General features: G+C 58.6%; 17 protein-coding genes. 6 read left to right on the top strand and 11 right to left on the bottom strand.

All coding sequences use genetic code 11. The features are described 5' to 3' along the window. Nucleotides 1–2: 2 nt before the first annotated feature. From nuoN to AC3ISI_RS09840, 3 genes are all read left to right on the top strand, one after another. Nucleotides 3–1,466 (top strand): NADH-quinone oxidoreductase subunit NuoN, encoded by a 1,464-nt coding sequence (gene nuoN, locus AC3ISI_RS09850; protein WP_489336705.1) that lies wholly within the window; start codon nt 3–5, stop codon nt 1,464–1,466. Between the two features lie 293 nt (nt 1,467–1,759). Then, complete coding sequence (locus AC3ISI_RS09845; protein WP_489337687.1) at nt 1,760–2,110, top strand: toxin; 351 nt, start codon at nt 1,760–1,762, stop codon at nt 2,108–2,110. Then, entirely contained in the window at nt 2,100–2,414 is a 315-nt protein-coding gene (locus AC3ISI_RS09840) for a helix-turn-helix domain-containing protein (RefSeq protein WP_489336703.1), read from the top strand. The genes AC3ISI_RS09845 and AC3ISI_RS09840 overlap by 11 nt, the downstream gene beginning before the upstream one ends. A gap of 89 nt (nt 2,415–2,503) precedes the next feature. Here AC3ISI_RS09840 and AC3ISI_RS09835 read toward each other — a convergent pair whose 3' ends face one another. From AC3ISI_RS09835 to AC3ISI_RS09805, 7 genes are all read right to left on the bottom strand, one after another. Further along, on the bottom strand, nt 2,504–2,884 hold the full coding sequence (locus tag AC3ISI_RS09835) for a DUF6124 family protein (protein WP_489336701.1): 381 nt from the start codon (nt 2,882–2,884) through the stop codon (nt 2,504–2,506). 562 nt (nt 2,885–3,446) lie between these two features. Further along, on the bottom strand, nt 3,447–5,189 hold the full coding sequence (locus AC3ISI_RS09830; RefSeq protein WP_489336699.1) for an ABC transporter substrate-binding protein: 1,743 nt from the start codon (nt 5,187–5,189) through the stop codon (nt 3,447–3,449). Between the two features lie 47 nt (nt 5,190–5,236). Next, a complete protein-coding gene (locus AC3ISI_RS09825) occupies nt 5,237–5,509 on the bottom strand; it encodes a DUF2160 domain-containing protein (RefSeq protein WP_489336697.1) in 273 nt (90 codons plus the stop codon). A 10-nt stretch (nt 5,510–5,519) separates the two neighbouring features. Beyond that, nucleotides 5,520–6,320 (bottom strand): carbohydrate ABC transporter permease, encoded by an 801-nt coding sequence (locus AC3ISI_RS09820; protein WP_489336696.1) that lies wholly within the window; start codon nt 6,318–6,320, stop codon nt 5,520–5,522. 8 nt (nt 6,321–6,328) lie between these two features. After that, on the bottom strand, nt 6,329–7,195 hold the full coding sequence (locus tag AC3ISI_RS09815) for a carbohydrate ABC transporter permease (RefSeq protein WP_489336694.1): 867 nt from the start codon (nt 7,193–7,195) through the stop codon (nt 6,329–6,331). Next, the gene (locus tag AC3ISI_RS09810) at nt 7,192–8,289 is read right to left on the bottom strand and encodes an ABC transporter ATP-binding protein (RefSeq protein ID WP_489336693.1); all 1,098 of its coding nucleotides are present in this window, start codon (nt 8,287–8,289) and stop codon (nt 7,192–7,194) included. The genes AC3ISI_RS09815 and AC3ISI_RS09810 overlap by 4 nt, the downstream gene beginning before the upstream one ends. Further along, entirely contained in the window at nt 8,289–9,383 is a 1,095-nt protein-coding gene (locus AC3ISI_RS09805) for an ABC transporter ATP-binding protein (protein WP_489336691.1), read from the bottom strand. Before AC3ISI_RS09805 ends, AC3ISI_RS09810 begins: the two co-directional genes overlap by 1 nt. A 347-nt stretch (nt 9,384–9,730) precedes the next feature. Between AC3ISI_RS09805 and AC3ISI_RS09800 the strand changes: the two genes are divergently transcribed. Beyond that, nucleotides 9,731–11,578, top strand: a complete 1,848-nt coding sequence (locus AC3ISI_RS09800; RefSeq protein WP_489336689.1) for a sigma-54-dependent Fis family transcriptional regulator — start codon at nt 9,731–9,733, stop codon at nt 11,576–11,578. A gap of 293 nt (nt 11,579–11,871) precedes the next feature. Here AC3ISI_RS09800 and AC3ISI_RS09795 read toward each other — a convergent pair whose 3' ends face one another. From AC3ISI_RS09795 to AC3ISI_RS09785, 3 genes are all read right to left on the bottom strand, one after another. Further along, nucleotides 11,872–12,900 (bottom strand): IS110 family RNA-guided transposase, encoded by a 1,029-nt coding sequence (locus tag AC3ISI_RS09795; protein WP_489336687.1) that lies wholly within the window; start codon nt 12,898–12,900, stop codon nt 11,872–11,874. Nucleotides 12,901–13,130: 230 nt separating this feature from the next. Beyond that, the gene (gene cysS, locus AC3ISI_RS09790) at nt 13,131–14,513 is read right to left on the bottom strand and encodes a cysteine--tRNA ligase (protein WP_489336686.1); all 1,383 of its coding nucleotides are present in this window, start codon (nt 14,511–14,513) and stop codon (nt 13,131–13,133) included. Between the two features lie 15 nt (nt 14,514–14,528). Further along, nucleotides 14,529–16,226 (bottom strand): glutamine--tRNA ligase/YqeY domain fusion protein, encoded by a 1,698-nt coding sequence (locus AC3ISI_RS09785; protein WP_489336685.1) that lies wholly within the window; start codon nt 16,224–16,226, stop codon nt 14,529–14,531. A gap of 250 nt (nt 16,227–16,476) precedes the next feature. On the opposite strand from AC3ISI_RS09785, the gene AC3ISI_RS09780 reads away from it, so the two are divergent. Together AC3ISI_RS09780 and lpxH are read left to right on the top strand one after the other, a co-directional pair. Further along, nucleotides 16,477–16,980, top strand: coding sequence for a peptidylprolyl isomerase (locus AC3ISI_RS09780; protein ID WP_223520393.1), 504 nt, complete (start codon nt 16,477–16,479; stop codon nt 16,978–16,980). Then, nucleotides 16,977–17,729, top strand: a complete 753-nt coding sequence (gene lpxH, locus AC3ISI_RS09775) for a UDP-2,3-diacylglucosamine diphosphatase (RefSeq protein WP_489336683.1) — start codon at nt 16,977–16,979, stop codon at nt 17,727–17,729. Before AC3ISI_RS09780 ends, lpxH begins: the two co-directional genes overlap by 4 nt. Before the next feature lie 42 nt (nt 17,730–17,771). Here lpxH and AC3ISI_RS09770 read toward each other — a convergent pair whose 3' ends face one another. Further along, nucleotides 17,772–19,301, bottom strand: a complete 1,530-nt coding sequence (locus AC3ISI_RS09770; protein ID WP_489336681.1) for a DHA2 family efflux MFS transporter permease subunit — start codon at nt 19,299–19,301, stop codon at nt 17,772–17,774. Nucleotides 19,302–19,317: the final 16 nt, after the last annotated feature.

The raw sequence follows: 19,317 nt of genomic DNA, 5'->3' as shown, positions 1-19,317 counted from the left end.
CTATGGAATTCACGACTCAACACTTTATCGCGCTAGCGCCGTTGTTGATCACCAGCGCCACGATCATCGTGGTGATGCTGGCGATTGCCTGGCGCCGCAACCACTCGCAGACCTTTCTGATTTCGGTGGCAGGTCTGAACCTGGCGCTGCTGTCGATCCTGCCAGCCCTGAAAGTCGCGCCATTGGCCGTGACCCCGTTGCTGCAAATCGATAGCTTCGCTTGCTTGTACATGGCGCTGATCCTGGTCGCCACCCTCGCTTGTGTGACCCTCGCCCACGCCTACCTCGGCGATGGCGGTTCGGGTTACCCAGGCAACCGTGAAGAACTGTACCTGCTGATCCTGATGTCCGCCGCCGGTGGCCTGGTTCTGGTCAGCGCACAGCACCTGGCCGGGTTGTTCGTCGGTCTGGAACTGCTGTCGGTGCCGGTCTATGGTCTGGTGGCGTATGCCTTCTTCAACAAGCGCTCGCTTGAAGCCGGTATCAAGTACATGGTGCTGTCGGCCGCCGGTTCTGCATTCCTGTTGTTCGGTATGGCGCTGCTGTATGCCGACTCGGGCAGCCTGAGCTTCAGCGGTATCGGCCAGGCGCTGGCCGCTACTGGTCTGCCAAGCTCGCTGGCGCAACTGGGCTTGGGCATGATGCTGATCGGTCTGGCGTTCAAGCTGTCGCTGGTGCCGTTCCACCTCTGGACCCCGGACGTGTACGAAGGTGCTCCGGCACCGGTGGCCGCATTCCTGGCGACCGCTTCCAAAGTTGCCGTGTTCGCGGTGATGGTGCGTCTGTTCCAGATCTCGCCAGCGGCGAGCAGCGGTGTGCTGAGCGACGTACTGACCATCATCGCCATTGCGTCGATCCTGTTCGGTAACCTTTTGGCTCTGACCCAAAGCAACCTCAAGCGTCTGCTGGGTTACTCGTCCATCGCGCACTTCGGCTACCTGCTGATCGCCCTGGTGGCGAGCAAGGGTCTGGCCGTGGAAGCCATCGGCGTGTACCTGGTCACCTACGTGATCACCAGCCTCGGCGCTTTCGGCGTGATCACCCTGATGTCCTCGCCGTACAACGGTCGTGACGCGGATGCCCTGTACGAATACCGCGGCCTGTTCTGGCGTCGTCCGTACCTGACCGCCGTGCTGACCGTGATGATGCTGTCCCTGGCCGGTATCCCGCTGACCGCGGGCTTCATCGGCAAGTTCTACATCATCGCTACCGGCGTCGAGTCCCATCAGTGGTGGCTGGTCGGTTCCCTGGTACTGGGCAGCGCCATCGGCGTTTTCTACTACCTGCGTGTGATGGTCACTCTGTTCCTGATCGAGCCGAACCTGCGTCGCCACGATGCGCAACTGCACTGGGAACAACGTGCAGGCGGCGTGATGCTGCTGGCTATCGCGCTGGTCGCGTTCTTCCTCGGCGTCTACCCACAACCGCTGCTGGTTCTGGTTCAGCAGGCAGGTTTGGCGGGCTGATCCCTCGGCGACATCAGGCTACAAAAACATAAACGGCACCTTCGGGTGCCGTTTTTGCGTTTGGGGATAGTGGTTTTCAGACATCGATATATGCACCGCTTCCCTGGTCAGTCCTACTGCCTGCCAAGCATCCCCTCTCCTTTATCGAATGCTCTCACCGCACTGGTCGACTCGTCCTACAGGTGTTTTTACGACCGGGGTCTACCGTTGAAACGGGAGCGAAAAAGGATGGCTTGAAGGCCTTGACCGATTCGATTATCGAGACAACACTATACGTAGGTAGCGTACAGAACATGGATGCTCTTTTTATCGAATTACGTATGTTTCAAAAACACCGAGACGATTATCTGGACGACGATCTGTTTCGCAGCTTCCAGTTGGAGTTGCTGAGGAATCCGGAAGCGGGCGATCTCATTGAGGGCACTGGTGGATTGCGCAAAATTCGCTTCTGCGATCAACGACGAGGTAAAGGCAAGCGCAGCGGATTACGGGTGATTTATTACTGGTGGTCAGGCTTTGATCAATTCTGGCTATTCACCGTGTACAGCAAAAACGAGCAAGACGACTTGTCGTCCTCCCAGAAGAAAATTTTCAGACAAGCACTAGAAAGAGAAATCAACACGAGATCCCACTATGAAACGTGACATTTTTTCCGAACTGATGGATGGCCTGGAAGCCCTGGCCGATGAGCGCCAAGGCAAGATCACTCTGCGTACCCACAAGGTCCAGCTGCCAAAACTGATGCCCATCACTGCCGAGGAAGTGCTAGCCATCCGCCAACAGCTAAACCTCTCCCGGTCAGTGTTCGCCATGTATCTGCGCACCAACACCCGAACTCTCGAGAACTGGGAACAGGGACGAGCGACGCCCAATGCCCAAGCCACGACACTGATCCGTCTGGTTGAACGCTATCCGCAAACGATCGAACAACTCGCAGCCTTGACCTGAACCATTTAGGCAAAACGGGCTGTCAGCCATTCAATAAAAATGCGGCCCTTCTAGCGCCGCGTTTTTTGGTATCTGCCCCGTCCCGTTGATCAGCCAGCGGGGTCGACGTTATCCAATGCCTTGTTCACTGCCAGTTCGCCGAGCATCACCACCTGCGCAATCCCCAATAACGTCTGACGGTGCGTGCCTTCCAGCAGCGCGGCAAAGTCACCGAGCATGACCGTGGCCGAGGCCAGGGATTCGCAGGCATTGGCCAGCAGCGATTCGGTGTCGGCTTTGGGATTGACGAAGAACATCTTATTGGGGGTGTATGGCGTGGCCATGATTTTGGCGCTGGGGTTGAGGTAATAGTCGAGGGCGCGGTCAGCGGCTTCGTGGAGTTTTCGGGTGTCGACAGAGGCGTAGGGGGATGTTGGGTCGGCGTCCGCAACAGCGTCTGCTTCGGGAGGGTTGGGTGTTGATTTTTTCATGATGTATTTCCGGTGAGGAGGTGGAGCTGGCCCATTCGGTTCCACGCGAAGGGGTGGCAGCTGTACGCAGGTTGGAACCCGGGCCACCGAAAAACCCGACAGACTCGAAGTCTCCCGCGCACAGCCGCCATAACGGAGTGCACACCATCAAGGTGCGCAAGCATACGTCATGAAAGCCACTTTTGCGCTTTCGGGGTTCCGGGGTTCCAATCCCGATCGCTGAATTGGCAGCGACGTCCACTGGCTAGAGAGCTGACGTCCGACGGGCAACCTGAAAACATTGTGGGAAGGTTCTGCCAATCCACCTAAACGCTTAAACATCCAGAATTGAAATACGAACTGTGGTTCACGGCTTTCCCGCGAATGCGGTAGGCCAGGCAACATCAATGGTGAATGTCAGCCCGTTATCGCGAGCAGGCTCACTCCTACAGATTTTGCGTCGGTCACAAATGCTGTGAACATCGCAGATCATTGTGGGAGTGAGCCTGCTCGCGATTGCAATGGATCAGGCACAAAAGCAAACGGCACCTTTCGGTGCCGTTCGCCTTTCTCAGGACAGTGCTTACTTAGGCGCGTTCGCCCACGACTTCAGCAGCTCGTTGTAGCTGACCGTTTCACCCTTAGGCTTCTCGTTCGCCAACTTAGGCTTCGGTGCGCCCGGCTGATCGAACCAGTATTGCGCATCGCGCTCGGGGTTCATTTTCGGGGCACAGGTGATTTGCGCCTTCGAACGTTCCAGACGGGACATGATCGCGTCCTGATCCTTGGCCAGACCGTCCAGAGCCTCTTGCGGAGTTTTCTCGCCGCTCGCCGCTTCGGCGATGTGGCTCCACCACAGTTGCGCCAGACGCGGATAGTCCGGCACGTTGGTCCCGGTCGGGGTCCATTGCACGCGGGCCGGGCTGCGGTAGAACTCCACCAGGCCACCGAGCTTCGGTGCCAGGTCGGTCATCGCTTGCGAGTTGATGTCCGACTCGCGAATCGGCGTCAGGCCGACGATGGTTTTCTTCAGCGACACGGTTTTCGAGGTCACAAACTGGGCATAGAGCCAGGCAGCCAGTTTCTGTTTCTCAGGTGTGGACTTCATGAACGTCCAGGAACCCACGTCCTGATACCCCAGCTTCATGCCCTCTTCCCAATACGGACCGCGCGGGGATGGCGCCATGCGCCATTTCGGCGTGCCATCGGCGTTTACCACCGGCAAACCGGGCTTGGTCATGTCCGCAGTGAACGCGGTGTACCAGAAAATCTGTTGGGCAATGTTGCCTTGGGCCGGTACCGGGCCGGCCTCGGAGAAGGTCATGCCCGCCGCCTCCGGTGGTGCATAGGCCTTGAGCCAGTCGACGTATTTCTGGGTGGCGAACACCGCCGCCGGGCCGTTGGTGTCGCCACCGCGGGTCACGCTGGAGCCCACCGGATGGCAATCCTCGACCCGAATGCCCCACTCGTCCACCGGCAAACCGTTGGGCAGGCCCTTGTCACCGCCACCGGCCATGGAGAACCAGGCATCGGTGAAGCGCCAGCCCAGGGACGGGTCTTTCTTGCCATAGTCCATGTGCCCGTAGACTCGCTTGCCGTCGATTTCCTTGACGTCTTCGCTGAAGAATTTGGCGATGTCTTCATAGGCTGACCAGTTCACTGGCACGCCCAATTCGTAGCCGTATTTTTCTTTGAACTTGGCTTTCAACTCCGGCCGCTCAAACCAGTCGGCACGGAACCAGTAGAGGTTGGCAAATTGCTGATCAGGCAGCTGATAGAGCTTGCCGTCCGGGGCCGTGGTGAAGGAAGTACCGATGAAGTCCTTGATGTCCAGGGTCGGCGAGGTGAAGTTCTTGCCTTCGTTGGCCATCAGGTCGGTGATCGCTTCGGTCTTGCCGTAGCGGAAGTGCGTACCGATCAGGTCCGAGTCGTTGACCCAGCCGTCATAGATGCTCTTGTCCGATTGCATCACAGTCTGCAGCTTTTCCACCACGTCGCCTTCTTGCAGCAGGTCGTGGGTGACCTTGATCCCGGTGATCTCGGTAAAGGCCTTGGCCAGCACCTTGGACTCGTACTCGTGAGTGGTCAGGGTTTCCGAAACGACCTTAATGTCCATCCCGCGAAACGGCTCGGCCGCCTTGATGAACCACTTCAATTCCGCGAGCTGCTGATCGGCCGTCAGGGTGGACGGTTTGAATTCGTCGCCAATCCATTTCTTCGCAGCGTCTTCATAGGCGTCGGCCCAGGCCGCAGCGCTCAACCCACTGAGTGCCAGCATGGCTGCCAATGAAATGCTATGTCGCAGCTTATTGTTTTTGTCGAACATAGAAACCTCCCGTTTAAGTTTCGGAGCAACATTGCCGAGCGATTCGACTAGCCCCAACGCATCACAGCCAACAGCCACACCAGGGACAACGCGGACGCTACCCAGATGCTCCAGTCGGTGACGCCAATTACCAGCAAATGCAGGTAGGCGCTGCCGAGAAGACCGATAAACAGCCGATCGCCACGGGTAGTGGCAATCGGCAACAAACCCCGCCGAAGAATGCTCGGCGAACGCAATTCCCAGGTCGTCATGCCCACCAGAATCAGGCCAATGACAACGAAGAATGCCGCTGTGGGGACCGTCCAACTCATCCATTCCATCATCAGCTCCTTATACCCGGCCGAGGGCAAAGCCCTTGGCCACGTGGTTGCGAACAAACCAGATCACCAGCATGCCCGGCAGGATGGTCAATACCCCCGCCGCTGCCAGTACGCCCCAATCGATGCCGGACGCCGAAACCGTGCGGGTCATTACCGCCGCAATCGGTTTGGCATTGACCGACGTCAGAGTGCGCGCCAACAACAACTCGACCCAGGAAAACATGAAGCAGAAAAATGCCGTGACGCCGATACCGGAGCCGATCAGCGGGACGAAAATCTTCACGAAAAACTTGGGGAAACTGTAGCCGTCGATGTAGGCCGTTTCGTCAATTTCCTTGGGGACGCCGGACATGAAGCCCTCAAGAATCCACACCGCCAACGGCACGTTAAACAGGCAGTGAGCCAAGGCCACCGCGATGTGGGTGTCGAACAGACCGATCGAGGAATACAGCTGGAAGAACGGCAACAGGAACACCGCCGGTGGTGCCATGCGGTTGGTCAACAGCCAGAAGAACAGGTGCTTGTCGCCGAGGAAGCGATAGCGCGAAAACGCATACGCCGCCGGCAGCGCCACGCTCAGGGAGATCACCGTGTTCAGGCTCACGTAATACAGCGAGTTGAGGTAACCGGTGTACCAGCTCGGATCAGTGAAAATCACCTTATAGTTATGCAGGGTGAAATCGGCGGGGAACAACGTCAGGCCGCCGAGGATTTCGGTGTTGCTCTTGAACGACATGTTCAACAGCCAGTAGATCGGCACCAGCAGGAACAGGATGTAGATCAGCAGTGGAATGAGTTTTCTCTTGCTCATGGCAGACCTCAGCGGTTGGCGTCAGAGTGAGTCATAGCGGTGTAGAACAGCCACGACACCAACAGGATGATCAGGAAGTACACCAGCGAAAACGCTGCGGCCGGCCCCAGGTCGAATTGCCCTACGGCCATCTGGGTCAACGTCTGACTGAGGAACGTCGTTGCGTTCCCCGGCCCGCCACCGGTCAGCACGAACGGCTCGGTGTAGATCATGAAACTGTCCATGAAGCGCAGCATCACCGCGATCAGCAGCACGCTTTTCAGCTTGGGCAACTGGATGTGCCGGAATACCGCCCAGGCCGAGGCCCGATCAATCCGCGCCGCTTGGTAATACACGTCCGGAATCGCCCGCAAACCGGAGAAACACAACAGCGCGACCAACGACGTCCAGTGCCACACATCCATCACCAGCACCGTGACCCAGGCGTCCATGGTGTTCGACGCATAGTTGTAGCTGATGCCCATGGCATTGAGGCTCGACCCCAGCAGGCCGATGTCGGCCCGGCCGAAAATCTGCCAGATCGTGCCGACCACGTTCCATGGGATCAACAAAGGAATCGCCAGAATAATCAGCACCAGCGACGACCAGCGCCCCTTGGTCGGCATGGTCAGGGCGATGGCGATTCCCAGCGGGATTTCGATCAGCAGCACGCAGGCGGAGTAGATGAACTGGCGCAGCAGCGAGTCGTGCAGACGCGGATCGAGCAGCACTTGCCTGTACCAGTCGGCGCCGACGAAGTAGCGGCTGGACTGGTCGAAGATGTCCTGCACCGAATAGTTGACCACCGTCATCATCGGGACCACGGCACTGAAGGCCACCAGCAGAAACACCGGCAACACCAGCCACCAGGCCTTGTTGTTTTGCACCTTGTTCATGGCTGTGCCTCCAGCAGGAATTCATCGGCATAGACCATCAACCACTGCGCCGGAAAACTGATGTACGCCGTGCCTTCGGGCACCGGTTTGTCTTCAGCCAGGCGTACTTTCAACGGAGCGCCGTCGAGGTTCAGGCTCAGGATCTTGTAGGTGCCGAGGTCTTCAATGTGTACGACCTGTGCCTTCATCGCGTCATCAAAGGGTTCTTCCCACACATGCACGAACTCTGGCCGGATGCCGACCTTGAGGGTTTCCCACTCGGACTCGGCGATGCGTTTCTGTTGTGCTTCAGACAACGGTAGATGCGTCGAGGCGAACCCCACGCCCCCCGGTTGCGGCTTGACCTCGATCAGATTCATCCCCGGGCTGCCGATGAAATAGCCGACAAAGGTGTGGCTAGGCCGTTCGAACAATTCACGCGGCGTACCGAACTGCACGATCTGCCCGCCGTACATCACCGCGATCTTGTCAGCGAAGGTCGAGGCCTCCAGCTGATCGTGGGTGACGTAGACCATGGTGATGTTGAACTGCTCGTGGATCTGCTTGAGCTTGCGCCGCAGCTTCCACTTCAGGTGCGGGTCGATCACGGTCAGCGGTTCGTCGAACAAGATCGCCGAGACGTCATCGCGCACCAGCCCACGACCCATGGAGACTTTCTGCTTTTCGTCAGCGGTGAGGTTGCTGGCCTTTTTACTCAGCAGCGCCTGCAGGTCCAGGACCTCGGCAATTTCCTGCACCTTGCTGTGAATTCTGGCTTCGGCCATACCCTGATTACGCAGCGGAAACGCCAGGTTATCGAACACCGTCATGGTGTCGTAGACCACCGGAAACTGAAAAACCTGGGCGATGTTGCGCTTCTCTGGCGTGAGGTTGTTGACCGTTTTGCCGTCGAACAACACATGCCCTTGAGAGGGGCTGAGCAGCCCGGAAATGATGTTGAGCAAGGTTGACTTGCCACACCCCGAAGGCCCGAGCAACGCGTAGGCGCCGCCCTGTTCCCAAACATGGTCCATCTCGCGGATCGCGTAATCCTCGGGTCCGGCCGGGGTTTTGGTGTAGCTGTGGGCGAGGTTCTGCAAACGGATTTCGGCCATCAGGCAACCCTCGCAATACGGCGGCTGGGCGCCTGGATCAAACGCCCCTGCGCATCGAACACAAACAGTTTATGGGTCGGGATATAAATGCGGATCGGCGCATCGACGTCGTATTCGTGAACGCCGGGCAAGTGCAGCACCAGCAAAAAATGCTCGTTGCGCACATGCAGGAAGGTTTCCGAACCGCTGATCTCGGCCACCTCAACGGTCACGGCCAGCTCCAGGTCATCGTCGTTGCTCGGCACCAGCGAGATGTGGCTCGGCCGCACGCCAAAGCGGAACTCGCCCTCGCCCACCGACCGCAAATCCACGTTCAACGGGAAGTGCACGAAATTGGCAAAACTCACTTCGTTGCCGGCAATGCGCCCCGGCATCAGGTTGATCGGGGGCTCGGAGAACAGCTCTGCCGCGAGCACGCTTTGCGGCTGGTGATAGACCTCGGAGGAATTGCCGCTCTGGATCACCCGGCCCTCGTGAAGAATGGTCGTGGTGCCGCCCAGTGCCAGGGCTTCGTTGGGCTCGGTGGTGGCGTAGATGGCGATGGTGTGCCGCGCCTTGAACAGCTCGCGCATTTCCTGGCGCAGTTCTTCGCGCAGCTTGTAGTCGAGATTGACCAGTGGCTCATCGAACAGGATCAGCTCGGCATCTTTGACCAGCGCGCGGGCCATGGCCGTGCGCTGTTGCTGGCCGCCGGAAAGTTCCAGGGGATGGCGCTGAAGGAACTTCTCGATGCGCAGCATCTTCGCGGTTTCCAGCACTTTGCTCTGGATCAGTTCATTGGAAACACCGCCCTGGCGCAACGGCGAGGCAATGTTTTCGAAAACGGTCATGGTTGGGTAATTGATGAACTGTTGATAGACCATCGACACGTTACGCAGCCTCACAGGGCGTTGGGTGACGTCGACGCCATTCATCAGGATGCGGCCGCTGTCGGGCTTGTCCAGACCGGCCATTAAACGCATGAGGCTGGTTTTGCCGGACAGCGTGCGCCCGAGCAAAACGTTGAAGGAACCGGGTTCAAAACTCAGGCAGGCATCGTCGATCCAGGTCTGGCCCTCGACGGTGCGGCTGACGTGCTCCAGGGTTAATGACATGGCTCGGCCTTTTTTATTATTTGGAGTCAAGCGACCGGAGCTACAGAGCGAGTTTCGTGCCAAAAAATGCAAGCCTTTGATCTGGCTTGAAAATCCCTTAATTGGCAACTTGCACACTTTCGTTGATGAACAGAAATGAACAACCGTGACTGAACAACTGAACAATCCACCGATTGACAATGAACAATAGTGAACAACACTCTACGGACTGTTCACGCCCCCTGTAGGAGCCCGGCTTGCCGGCGATGGCGTCATCAAAATCGCCATCGCCTGGAACAATCCCGGCGTGCGCTCCCACAGAGAACTACCCATAAAAACAATAAAAGCTTGCTCAGAGATCGACTGCCATGGCCGCACCTGCCTCGCCGCTCTCCCACGATGCCGTCATTCAGGACTCCTGGTCTCGCTGCCGCGCGTTCGGCCTCAGCCATCAGAGCGCCCCGGCGTTTGACCAACTGCCCGCCGAAGGCATCGCACAATTGCTGGAGAGCCAACATTCGCTGGTGCAGACCACGCACCAGGAAGTGCTGCCCTATTACGAAAACATCCTTAGCAATTCCAACTGCCTGATCATGCTCGCCGACAATCAAGGCCAGGTCCTGACGTCGTGGGGCACCCAGCGGTTTATCGAGCCGAGCCTGACCCGTGGTTTCAGCGCTGGCGCCAGCTGGATGGAGCATTGCAGCGGCACCAATGCCATCGGCACCGCGCTGGTGTGCGAGCAAGCCGTGCACATTGAGCACGATGAACACTTTCTGAAAGCCAACCGCTTCATGACCGGTTCCGCCGCACCGATTTTCGATGCCGAGCGCAAAGTCATTGCGGTGCTGGATGTGTCCAGCGACAGCTACCTGCCGCCGTCGCACACCCTGGGCATGGTCAAAATGATGAGTCAGACCGTGGAAAACCGGCTGATTCTCAACCTGTTCCATGGCCAGCATTTTCAACTGACCTTCAACACCGGGCTTAACAACCTCGACAGCCAATGGGCCGGCCTGCTGATCTTCGATGAGACCGGCCAGGTGTTATCCGCCAACCGCCGAGCCGACAATCTATTGGGCATCAGCCTGTCGCGAGTGAGCATCGAGAGCTTGTTCAAAGTCTCGTTGCTCGAACTGCTGAACCAGCCCGACGGCCTGCCGTTCGCCCTGCAAGCGTCGGGGCGCAACCGCTTTCAATGCCTGTTGAGGCGGCCGAAACAAGTGCCTATTCAGGCGCGACTGTTTTCTGAACCCAAGAGCGCGGAGCCGGTCGTGGCGGCACCCGAAGCAATCACCCTCAATTCCCTGCACTTCGGCGACAGCCGCGTTGAAAAAGCCGTGCGCCAAGCCGAACGTCTGTTGGAAAAGGACATTCCGCTGTTGATTCACGGGGAAACCGGGGTCGGCAAGGAAGTGTTCGTCAAAGCCTTGCATCTGGCCAGCTCCCGCAGCAAAAAACCGTTCATTGCGGTTAACTGTGCAGCGATTCCCGCCGAACTGGTGGAATCCGAACTATTCGGGTATGAAAAGGGCGCGTTCACCGGAGCTAACCAGAAAGGCAGCATCGGGCTGATTCGCAAGGCGGATAAAGGCACCCTCTTCCTCGATGAAATCGGCGACATGCCGTTGCCGACTCAAGCTCGGTTATTGAGGGTGTTGCAGGAACGTTGCGTGCAGCCAGTGGGCAGCAGCGAGCTGTTCCCGGTCGATATCCGGATCATTTCGGCGACTAATCGTGCGTTGCGCGAGCAGGTGCAACTTGGCCGCTTTCGCGAAGACCTGTATTACCGGATTGGCGGCTTAACCCTGGAGTTGCCGCCGCTACGGGAACGCAGCGACAAGCAGGCGCTGTTCAAGCGCTTATGGGAACAACACCGCGAGCCGTCGCAGTGGGCCGGGTTGAGTCGTGAGGTATTGGAGTTGTTCGACCGTCACCCGTGGCCGGGGAATTTGCGTCAGGTCAGCAGCGTGATGCAAGTGGCGCTGGCCATGGCCGAGGAGCAACCGGTGCGGCCGGAGCATTTGCCGGATGATTTTTTTGTCGATCTGGAGATGGAGCCAGTCGATTCGCCTGAAACGCTGGCGGTGGACTTGAATGATGTGGAGGACTTGAATCGGCAGTTGCGAGCGGCTGGGGGGAATATTTCGTATCTGGCGCGCCGGTTAGGGGTTAGCCGTAATACCCTTTACAAGCGCTTGCGCCAGACTGAATGATGGGTTGGCCGGACGGGCCCCTTCGCTGGCAAGCCAGCTCCTACATCTATGGTTACCCCCTTTTCTGCAATACTGTTTTTGATGTCGTGTTTGGCTTGCTTTCATCTATCCGGCGTCTGAGTGAGAGTGTCACTCCGCGCCTCGATGAGAATCGATGCCCAACGACCCTAATTAGTGGAACGGCCTTTCAGCCGTGTAGGAGCTCAGGGTTGTCGTCAGGCCGGTTGGCCGTTCACGTCATCAGTTATCCAGCATCGCAAAACCAGGTGGGTGGTGCTCGGGTGACAGCGGGGTCAGGCGTTCATCGCGGCGGGCCCCGCATCGAATTCAGTGTGATGGGCCGCGATTGCCCAGGCGATTCTTGCCAGCTTGTTGGCCAGCGCGCAGACCACGAGATTGGAGTGATGGCGGGAGGCTAATAGTTGGCGGACCCAGTCCGCCAGGGCTCCTTTCTGTCGCTCCAGCTGTATCAGGTACACACGGGCGCACTGAATGAGCAGGCGTCTCTGGTTTCGATCACCACGCTTGCTGATGCCCAACAGCACGGTTTTGTCGCCCGTGCCGTGCTGTTTGGGCACCAATCCGATCGAGGCCGCATAGCCCCGCCCGCATTTGAACTGTTTGCCATCGCCCAACTCGGCAGCCAGGACGGTGGAGGTGATCGGCCCGACACACGGCATGGTCATCAAGCGCGTCGCCAGGTCATCTTCAGCGGCCTGGCATGCCACATCCTTGTCCAGCGTTTTGACCTTCCCATCCAGATAGTTGAAGTGTTCATGCAGCCCCATCAGAATTTTTTTGATGGAGCCGGAAAATGAACTCATCTCAAGCAACGCTGGAAGCTCTTTGATCGACTTGAAGCCGGGAGCCAGGCTGACACCCACTTCCAGCAGGGCTGCATGAATCCGGTTGACGGTGGCGGTACGGTCTTTGATGTACGACTCACGCACCGAATTGAGCATCGCCAACGCCTGCTGAGCCTGGGTTTTTGGGTGCACGAAGCGCATTGTGGGGCGAGTTGCCGCCTCGCAAATTGCTTCGGCATCGGCGAAGTCGTTCTTGTTGCTTTTCACGTAAGGGCGTACCAGATGCGGCGCAATAAGCTTGGGCGTATGTCCCAGTTTGGCGACCTCCTGTGCCATGAAGTGGGCACCGCCACAGGCTTCCATCACGACGGTGCAAGGTTCCAGTTTCGCCAGATACTGGGTGAGCGCTGCCCGCGTAAACTTTTTGCGGTAAACCTCGTGGCCGCGATCATCTTGAGCATGCAGATGAAAGGAATGTTTTCCGAGGTCGATGGCGGCAATAGCTACATTGTTCATGGCAATGATCTCCGATGAGCCCCCTGTGAAAGCTTAGTGGGCGATCACAGGGAGCGGCGGGGGTAGCCATTTCATTAGTGTCCGTGGTGTACGTAATTTTGGCGAACGGCGCGACCTTGTAGGAGCTGGCTTGCCAGCGAAGACGCCAGCCCTGTCACCGCAGAATTAGCGAACAGCCCTTAAAAACAAAACCCGCACTTAGCGGGTTTTGTTTTTTAGCATTACATCTATCAGTCAGCCAAACGCCAGGTCGTACCGCCCTTCCCGTCTTCCAGCACCACACCCATCGCAGTGAGCTGGTCGCGGATACGGTCGGATTCGGCCCAGTCTTTACCGGCACGTGCCGCCAGACGTGCAGCAATCAGCGCATCAACTTCAGCCGCATCAACACGGCCTTCAGCGCCGGCCTGCAAGAAGTCATCAGCCTCAAGCTGCAACACACCCAGCACGCTCGCCAGTTCTTTCAAGCGCGCCGCCAGACCCGCCGCCGCATCAAGATCGCTCTCGCGCAGACGGTTGATCTCACGCACCATCTCGAACAGTACGGCGCAGGCTTCAGGGGTGCCGAAGTCGTCGTTCATCACTTGGGTGAAGCGCTCGACGAAGGCTTCGCCGCCAGCAGGCGCTACGTTCGGCAGGCCTTTCAACGCGTGGTAGAAACGCTCGAGTGCGCCTTTGGCGTCCTTGAGGTTGTCTTCCGAGTAGTTGATCGCGCTACGGTAGTGGCTCGACACCAGCAGGTAACGCACGACTTCCGGGTGGTACTTTTCCAGCACGTCGCGAATGGTGAAGAAGTTGTTCAAGGACTTGGACATCTTCTCGCCATTGATGCGAATCATCCCGCAATGCATCCACGCGTTGGCGTAGGTCTTGCCGGTGGCCGCTTCGCTCTGGGCGATTTCGTTTTCGTGGTGCGGGAACTCGAGGTCACTGCCGCCGCCATGAATATCGAAGGTTTCACCGAGGCAGCAGGTCGACATCACCGAGCACTCGATGTGCCAGCCCGGACGACCGTCGCCCCACGGCGAAGGCCAGCTCGGCTCGCCCGGCTTGGCGCCTTTCCACAGCACGAAGTCCAGCGGATCCTGCTTGGACTCGTCGACTTCGATCCGCGCGCCGATGCGCAGGTCTTCGATTTTCTTGCGCGACAGCTTGCCGTAGCCCATGAACTTGGCGACGCGGTAGTACACGTCGCCATTGCCCGGGGCGTAGGCATAACTTTTGTCGATCAGGGTCTGGATCATCGCGTGCATGCCGGGGATATGCCCGGTGGCGCGCGGTTCCATGTCCGGCTTCTTGATGTTGAGGCGCGCTTCGTCTTCGTGCATCGCCGCGATCATGCGCTCGGTCAACGCTTCGAACGACTCGCCGTTCTCGTTGGCCCGATTGATGATCTTGTCGTCAATGTCGGTGATGTTGCGCACATAAGTCAGGTCATAACCGCTGAACCGCAACCAGCGGGTCACCAGGTCGAACGCGACCATGCTGCGGCCGTGGCCCAGGTGGCAGTAGTCGTACACGGTCATCCCGCACACGTACATGCGCACCTTGTTGCCATCCAGCGGTTTGAAAACTTCTTTGCTCTTGGTGAGCGTGTTGTAGATCGTCAGCACGTCATGTTCCTTGAATCACTGGCCCCAGGAGTCACGCAGGGTCACGGTACGGTTGAATACCGGAGCGCCCGGTTTCGAGTCCTTGATATCCGCAACGAAGTAACCTTCGCGCTCGAACTGGAAACGGTCTTCCGGCTGTGCATTGCCCAGTGAAGGCTCGGCACGACAACCGGTGAGTACTTGCAGCGAGTCAGGGTTGATGTTGTCCAGAAAACTGGCGCTGTCTTCGGCCTTCTCAGGGTTGGCCGAGCGGAACAGGCGATCGTACAAACGCACTTCGCACTCGACGCTGGCCGCGGCCGGCACCCAGTGCACCACGCCTTTGACCTTGCGGCCTTCAGGGTTCTTGCCCAGGGTTTCCGGGTCGTAGGAGCACCGCAGTTCAACGATGTTGCCATCGGCGTCCTTGATCGCTTCGTCGGCACGGATCACGTAGCTGCCGCGCAGACGCACTTCGCCAGCCGGTTCCAGGCGCTTGTAGCCTTTTGGCGGTTCTTCCATGAAGTCTTCACGGTCGATGTAGATTTCACGGGCGAACGGCAGAACGCGCAGGCCCATGTCTTCTTTCGGGTGGCACGCCAGTTCGAGGTTCTCGACCTGGCCTTCCGGGTAGTTGGTGATCACGACTTTCAGCGGACGCAGCACGCACATGGCACGCGGGGCGCTGTGGTCGAGGTCGTCACGGATGCTGAATTCGAGCATGCCGAAGTCGACCACGCCGTCGGAACGGTTGGTGCCGATCATTTCGCAGAAATTGCGGATCGATTTCGGGGTGTAGCCACGGCGGCGGAAGCCCGACAGCGTGGACATGCGCGGGTCGTCCCAGCCATTGACGTGCTTTTCGTCCACCAGCTGCTTGAGCTTGCGCTTGCTGGTGATCGTGTAGTTCAGGTTCAGGCGGCTGAACTCGTACTGACGCGGGTGCGCCGGCACCGGCAGGCTGTCGAGGAACCAGTCGTACAGCGGACGGTGGCTTTCGAATTCCAGGGTGCAGATCGAGTGGGTGATGCCTTCGATGGCGTCCGACTGACCGTGGGTGAAGTCGTAGTTGGGGTAGATGCACCACTTGTCACCGGTCTGGTGGTGGTGAGCGTGACGGATGCGGTACATGATCGGGTCGCGCAGGTTCATGTTCGGCGAGGCCATGTCGATCTTGGCCCGCAGCACACGTGCGCCGTCCGCGAATTCGCCGGCACGCATGCGGGCGAACCAGTCGAGGTTTTCTTCCACGGAGCGATCACGGAACGGGCTGTTTTTGCCCGGTTCGGTCAGACTGCCACGGTATTCCTTGGCCTGCTCCGGGCTGAGGTCGTCAACGTAGGCCTTGCCGGCCTTGATCAGTTCAATGGCCCAGTCGTGCAACTGATCGAAATACTGCGAGGCGTAGCGCACTTCGCCGGACCATTCGAAGCCCAGCCATTTGACGTCGCTTTCGATCGCGTCGATGTATTCCTGGTCTTCCTTGGCCGGGTTGGTGTCGTCGAAACGCAGGTGGGTGACGCCGCCGAATTCCTGGGCCAGGCCGAAGTTCACACAGATCGACTTGGCGTGACCGATGTGCAGGTAGCCATTGGGCTCAGGCGGAAAACGGGTGACGATCTGCGTGTGCTTACCCGAGTCCAGGTCCGCCTGGATGATCGGGCGCAGGAAATTGACCGGCACGGCAGGGCCGGTCTTGGCATTCGAGGTAGGGTCGACAGTGGGCTTGCTCATAGGATCCTTGAACGTACAAGTGCGCGGCCAGAAGAAGGGCCAGATAAAACAAAGCCGCTATCATAGCCGATGCTGTCAAGCAGCTGACAGAGCGCGCCTGCAAACGGTCGTATTTAATCGGCTATCGATGAAAAACAACCTCGAAATTCGCGCCCGGCACGCTAAACTGCGCACCTTGGCCGACGCTGGCCAGACCGGTTGCGGGCTGTAATGCCCCGAAACCCACGAATTCCTTTAAAGAGTACCGATCATGACCCAAGTCAAACTGACCACCAACCATGGCGACATCGTCCTGGAACTGAACGCTGAAAAAGCCCCGATCACCGTGGCCAACTTCATCGAGTACGTCAAAGCCGGTCACTACGAAAACACCGTTTTCCACCGCGTCATCGGCAACTTCATGATCCAGGGCGGCGGTTTCGAGCCAGGCATGAAAGAAAAGAAAGACAAGCGCCCAAGCATCCAGAACGAAGCCGACAACGGCCTGCCGAACGTGAAGTACAGCGTTGCCATGGCCCGCACCATGGAGCCGCATTCGGCTTCCGCCCAGTTCTTCATCAACGTGGCTGACAACAGCTTCCTGAACCACAGCGCCAAGACCACTCAGGGCTGGGGCTACGCCGTGTTCGCCAAAGTCGTTGCAGGCGAAGAAGTCGTCGACAAGATCAAAGGTGTTTCCACCACCATGAAGGCCGGCCACCAGGACGTACCAGCAGAAGACGTGATCATCGAGAAAGCCGAGATCATTGAGTGATACTGCTGATTTCAGACTTGCATCTGGAAGAGGAGCGCCCGGACATTACCCGGGCGTTTCTGGATTTGCTCGCCGGACGCGCCCGCTCGGCGAGTGCGTTGTATATCCTGGGCGATTTTTTCGAGGTGTCGATTGGCGACGACGCCATGACGCCCTTTCAGCGTTCCATCTGCCAGGCCCTGCGCGAATTGAGCGACAGCGGCACGGCCATTTTTCTGATGCACGGCAATCGCGACTTCATGCTCGGCAAGGCCTTTTGTAAACAGGCCGGCTGCACGCTGTTGAAGGACCCGAGTGTCGTTCAGTTTTACGGCGAGCCGGTGCTGCTGATGCACGGCGACAGCCTCTGCACCCGCGACGAAGCCTATATGAAGCTGCGTCGCTACCTGCGCAACCCGATCAGCCTGTTCATCCTGCGGCACTTGCCACTGCGCACACGACACAAACTGGCGCGCAAGCTGCGCAGTGAAAGCCGCGCGCAAACGCGGATGAAGGCCAATGACATTGTGGATGTCACGCCAGAAGAAATTCCGCGGATCATGCAGGAATACGGCGTGAAAACCTTGATCCACGGGCATACCCATCGCCCGGCCATCCACAAGTTGCAACTGGGCGAGCAAGCGGCCAAGCGCATTGTGCTGGGGGATTGGGATCGTCAGGGCTGGGCGTTGCAGGTGGATGAGCAAGGCTTTGCCCTGGCACCGTTCGATTTCGCCCCGCCACCACAATTGGCAGCCCCCGCCAACTGACGGCCCAACACAAGCCCGCTCCCACAGGGTTTTGTGTCTGGCTTAGTGACCGCTGGCAGCAGGCCCGGCCTTGGCCGTGAACGGTGGTTTGGCCAGCCACACGATCAATATCAGCCCCATGAACATCCAGCCCAGCAGGGTGAAGTAATCCACCGTGGACATGATGTACGCCTGGCTGATCACCATCTGATCAAGCTGCGAATAGGCCTTGGCCCCTGCCCCGCCCAGCGTTTTCAGCGTCTCGCGGGTGGCCGAATCAAACGGGGTGATGCTTTCGGTCAGGTAAGCGTGGTGTTGATCAGCCCGGCGAATCCAGATCCACGTCGTCAACGACGCCGCGAAACTACCGCCCAACGTGCGCAGGAACGTCGCCAGCCCCGAGCCATCAGCAATCTGGTTCGGCGGCAAATCCGACAGCAGGATGGTCAGGGTCGGCATGAAGAACAGCGCCACACCGACCCCCATGAACAGCTGCACCAGGGCAATGTGCTGAAAGTCCACTTCGTTAGTGAATCCGGCACGCATGAAGCAACTCATGCCGATGGCCAGGAACGCCAGCCCCGCCAACACCCGCATGTCGAACTTCGGTGCGTATTTACCGACAAAGGGCGCCATCAACACCGGCAGGATGCCCAGCGGCGCCGTCGCAAAACCGGCCCAGGTTGCGGTATAGCCCAACCGCGTCTGCAACCATTGCGGCAGGATCAGGTTGATCCCGAAAAATCCGGCATACCCCAGCACCAACACGATGGTGCCGAAACGAAAGTTGCGATACGCGAACAGCCGCAGGTTGACCACCGGATGCTCGTCGGTCATTTCCCAGATCACGAAGAACACCAGGGCGATCACCGAAATCACCGAGCCGATGACAATGAAGCTGGACTCGAACCAGTCGGCATCGTTGCCCTTGTCGAGCACAATCTGCAACGCCCCGACCCCGATGATCAGCGCAATCAACCCGATGTAGTCCATCGGCTGGCGGCTGGTGACCACCGGGCGTTTTTTCATCTGCTGGGTGACCACCCACGCCGCAAACAGGCCGATCGGTACGTTGATGAAGAAGATCCACGGCCAGCTGTAGCTGTCAGTGATCCAGCCACCGAGTATCGGCCCGGCAATCGGCGCGACCACGGTGACCATCGCCAGCAGTGCCAGGGCCATCCCCCGTTTCGCCGGGGGGTAAACCGCGATCAGCAGCGTCTGGGTCATCGGGTACAACGGCCCCGCGACCACACCTTGCAGGACGCGAAAGCCCACCAACTCGGGCATCGACGTGGCAATCCCGCACAGAAACGAGGCCAGCACAAACAGCAGGGTCGCCCAGATAAACAGCTTCACCTCACCGAAGCGGCGGCTGAGCCAACCGGTCAACGGCAGCGCAATGGCGTTGCTCACGGCAAATGAAGTAATCACCCACGTGCCCTGCTCCGAACTCACGCCCAGGTTGCCGGAAATCGTCGGCAGCGCCACGTTGGCAATGGTAGTGTCGAGCACTTGCATGAAGGTCGCCAGCGACAGGCCGATGGTGCTGAGCAGCAGGCTGGGCGGCGTGAAAGAGGCGTTATTGCTCATCGCGAATCCTTTGAAA

The sequence above is a fragment of the Pseudomonas sp. GL_139_B genome (assembly GCF_057834475.1).
This window is presented reverse-complemented; position numbering and strand designations above follow the sequence as displayed.

What these genes read in the sequence shown, in the direction of transcription:
- AC3ISI_RS09770 (WP_489336681.1), bottom strand. Translation starts at nt 19,301, where the DNA reads ATGAGCAATAACGCCTCTTTCACGCCGCCCAGCCTGCTGCTCAGCACC.
- AC3ISI_RS09800 (WP_489336689.1), top strand. Translation starts at nt 9,731, where the DNA reads ATGGCCGCACCTGCCTCGCCGCTCTCCCACGATGCCGTCATTCAGGAC.
- AC3ISI_RS09820 (WP_489336696.1), bottom strand. Translation starts at nt 6,320, where the DNA reads ATGAGCAAGAGAAAACTCATTCCACTGCTGATCTACATCCTGTTCCTG.
- AC3ISI_RS09845 (WP_489337687.1), top strand. Translation starts at nt 1,760, where the DNA reads ATGGATGCTCTTTTTATCGAATTACGTATGTTTCAAAAACACCGAGAC.
- AC3ISI_RS09810 (WP_489336693.1), bottom strand. Translation starts at nt 8,289, where the DNA reads ATGGCCGAAATCCGTTTGCAGAACCTCGCCCACAGCTACACCAAAACC.
- AC3ISI_RS09805 (WP_489336691.1), bottom strand. Translation starts at nt 9,383, where the DNA reads ATGTCATTAACCCTGGAGCACGTCAGCCGCACCGTCGAGGGCCAGACC.
- AC3ISI_RS09835 (WP_489336701.1), bottom strand. Translation starts at nt 2,884, where the DNA reads ATGAAAAAATCAACACCCAACCCTCCCGAAGCAGACGCTGTTGCGGAC.
- AC3ISI_RS09780 (WP_223520393.1), top strand. Translation starts at nt 16,477, where the DNA reads ATGACCCAAGTCAAACTGACCACCAACCATGGCGACATCGTCCTGGAA.
- AC3ISI_RS09815 (WP_489336694.1), bottom strand. Translation starts at nt 7,195, where the DNA reads ATGAACAAGGTGCAAAACAACAAGGCCTGGTGGCTGGTGTTGCCGGTG.
- nuoN (WP_489336705.1), top strand. Translation starts at nt 3, where the DNA reads ATGGAATTCACGACTCAACACTTTATCGCGCTAGCGCCGTTGTTGATC.
- AC3ISI_RS09825 (WP_489336697.1), bottom strand. Translation starts at nt 5,509, where the DNA reads ATGGAATGGATGAGTTGGACGGTCCCCACAGCGGCATTCTTCGTTGTC.
- AC3ISI_RS09840 (WP_489336703.1), top strand. Translation starts at nt 2,100, where the DNA reads ATGAAACGTGACATTTTTTCCGAACTGATGGATGGCCTGGAAGCCCTG.
- AC3ISI_RS09785 (WP_489336685.1), bottom strand. Translation starts at nt 16,226, where the DNA reads ATGAGCAAGCCCACTGTCGACCCTACCTCGAATGCCAAGACCGGCCCT.
- AC3ISI_RS09830 (WP_489336699.1), bottom strand. Translation starts at nt 5,189, where the DNA reads ATGTTCGACAAAAACAATAAGCTGCGACATAGCATTTCATTGGCAGCC.
- AC3ISI_RS09795 (WP_489336687.1), bottom strand. Translation starts at nt 12,900, where the DNA reads ATGAACAATGTAGCTATTGCCGCCATCGACCTCGGAAAACATTCCTTT.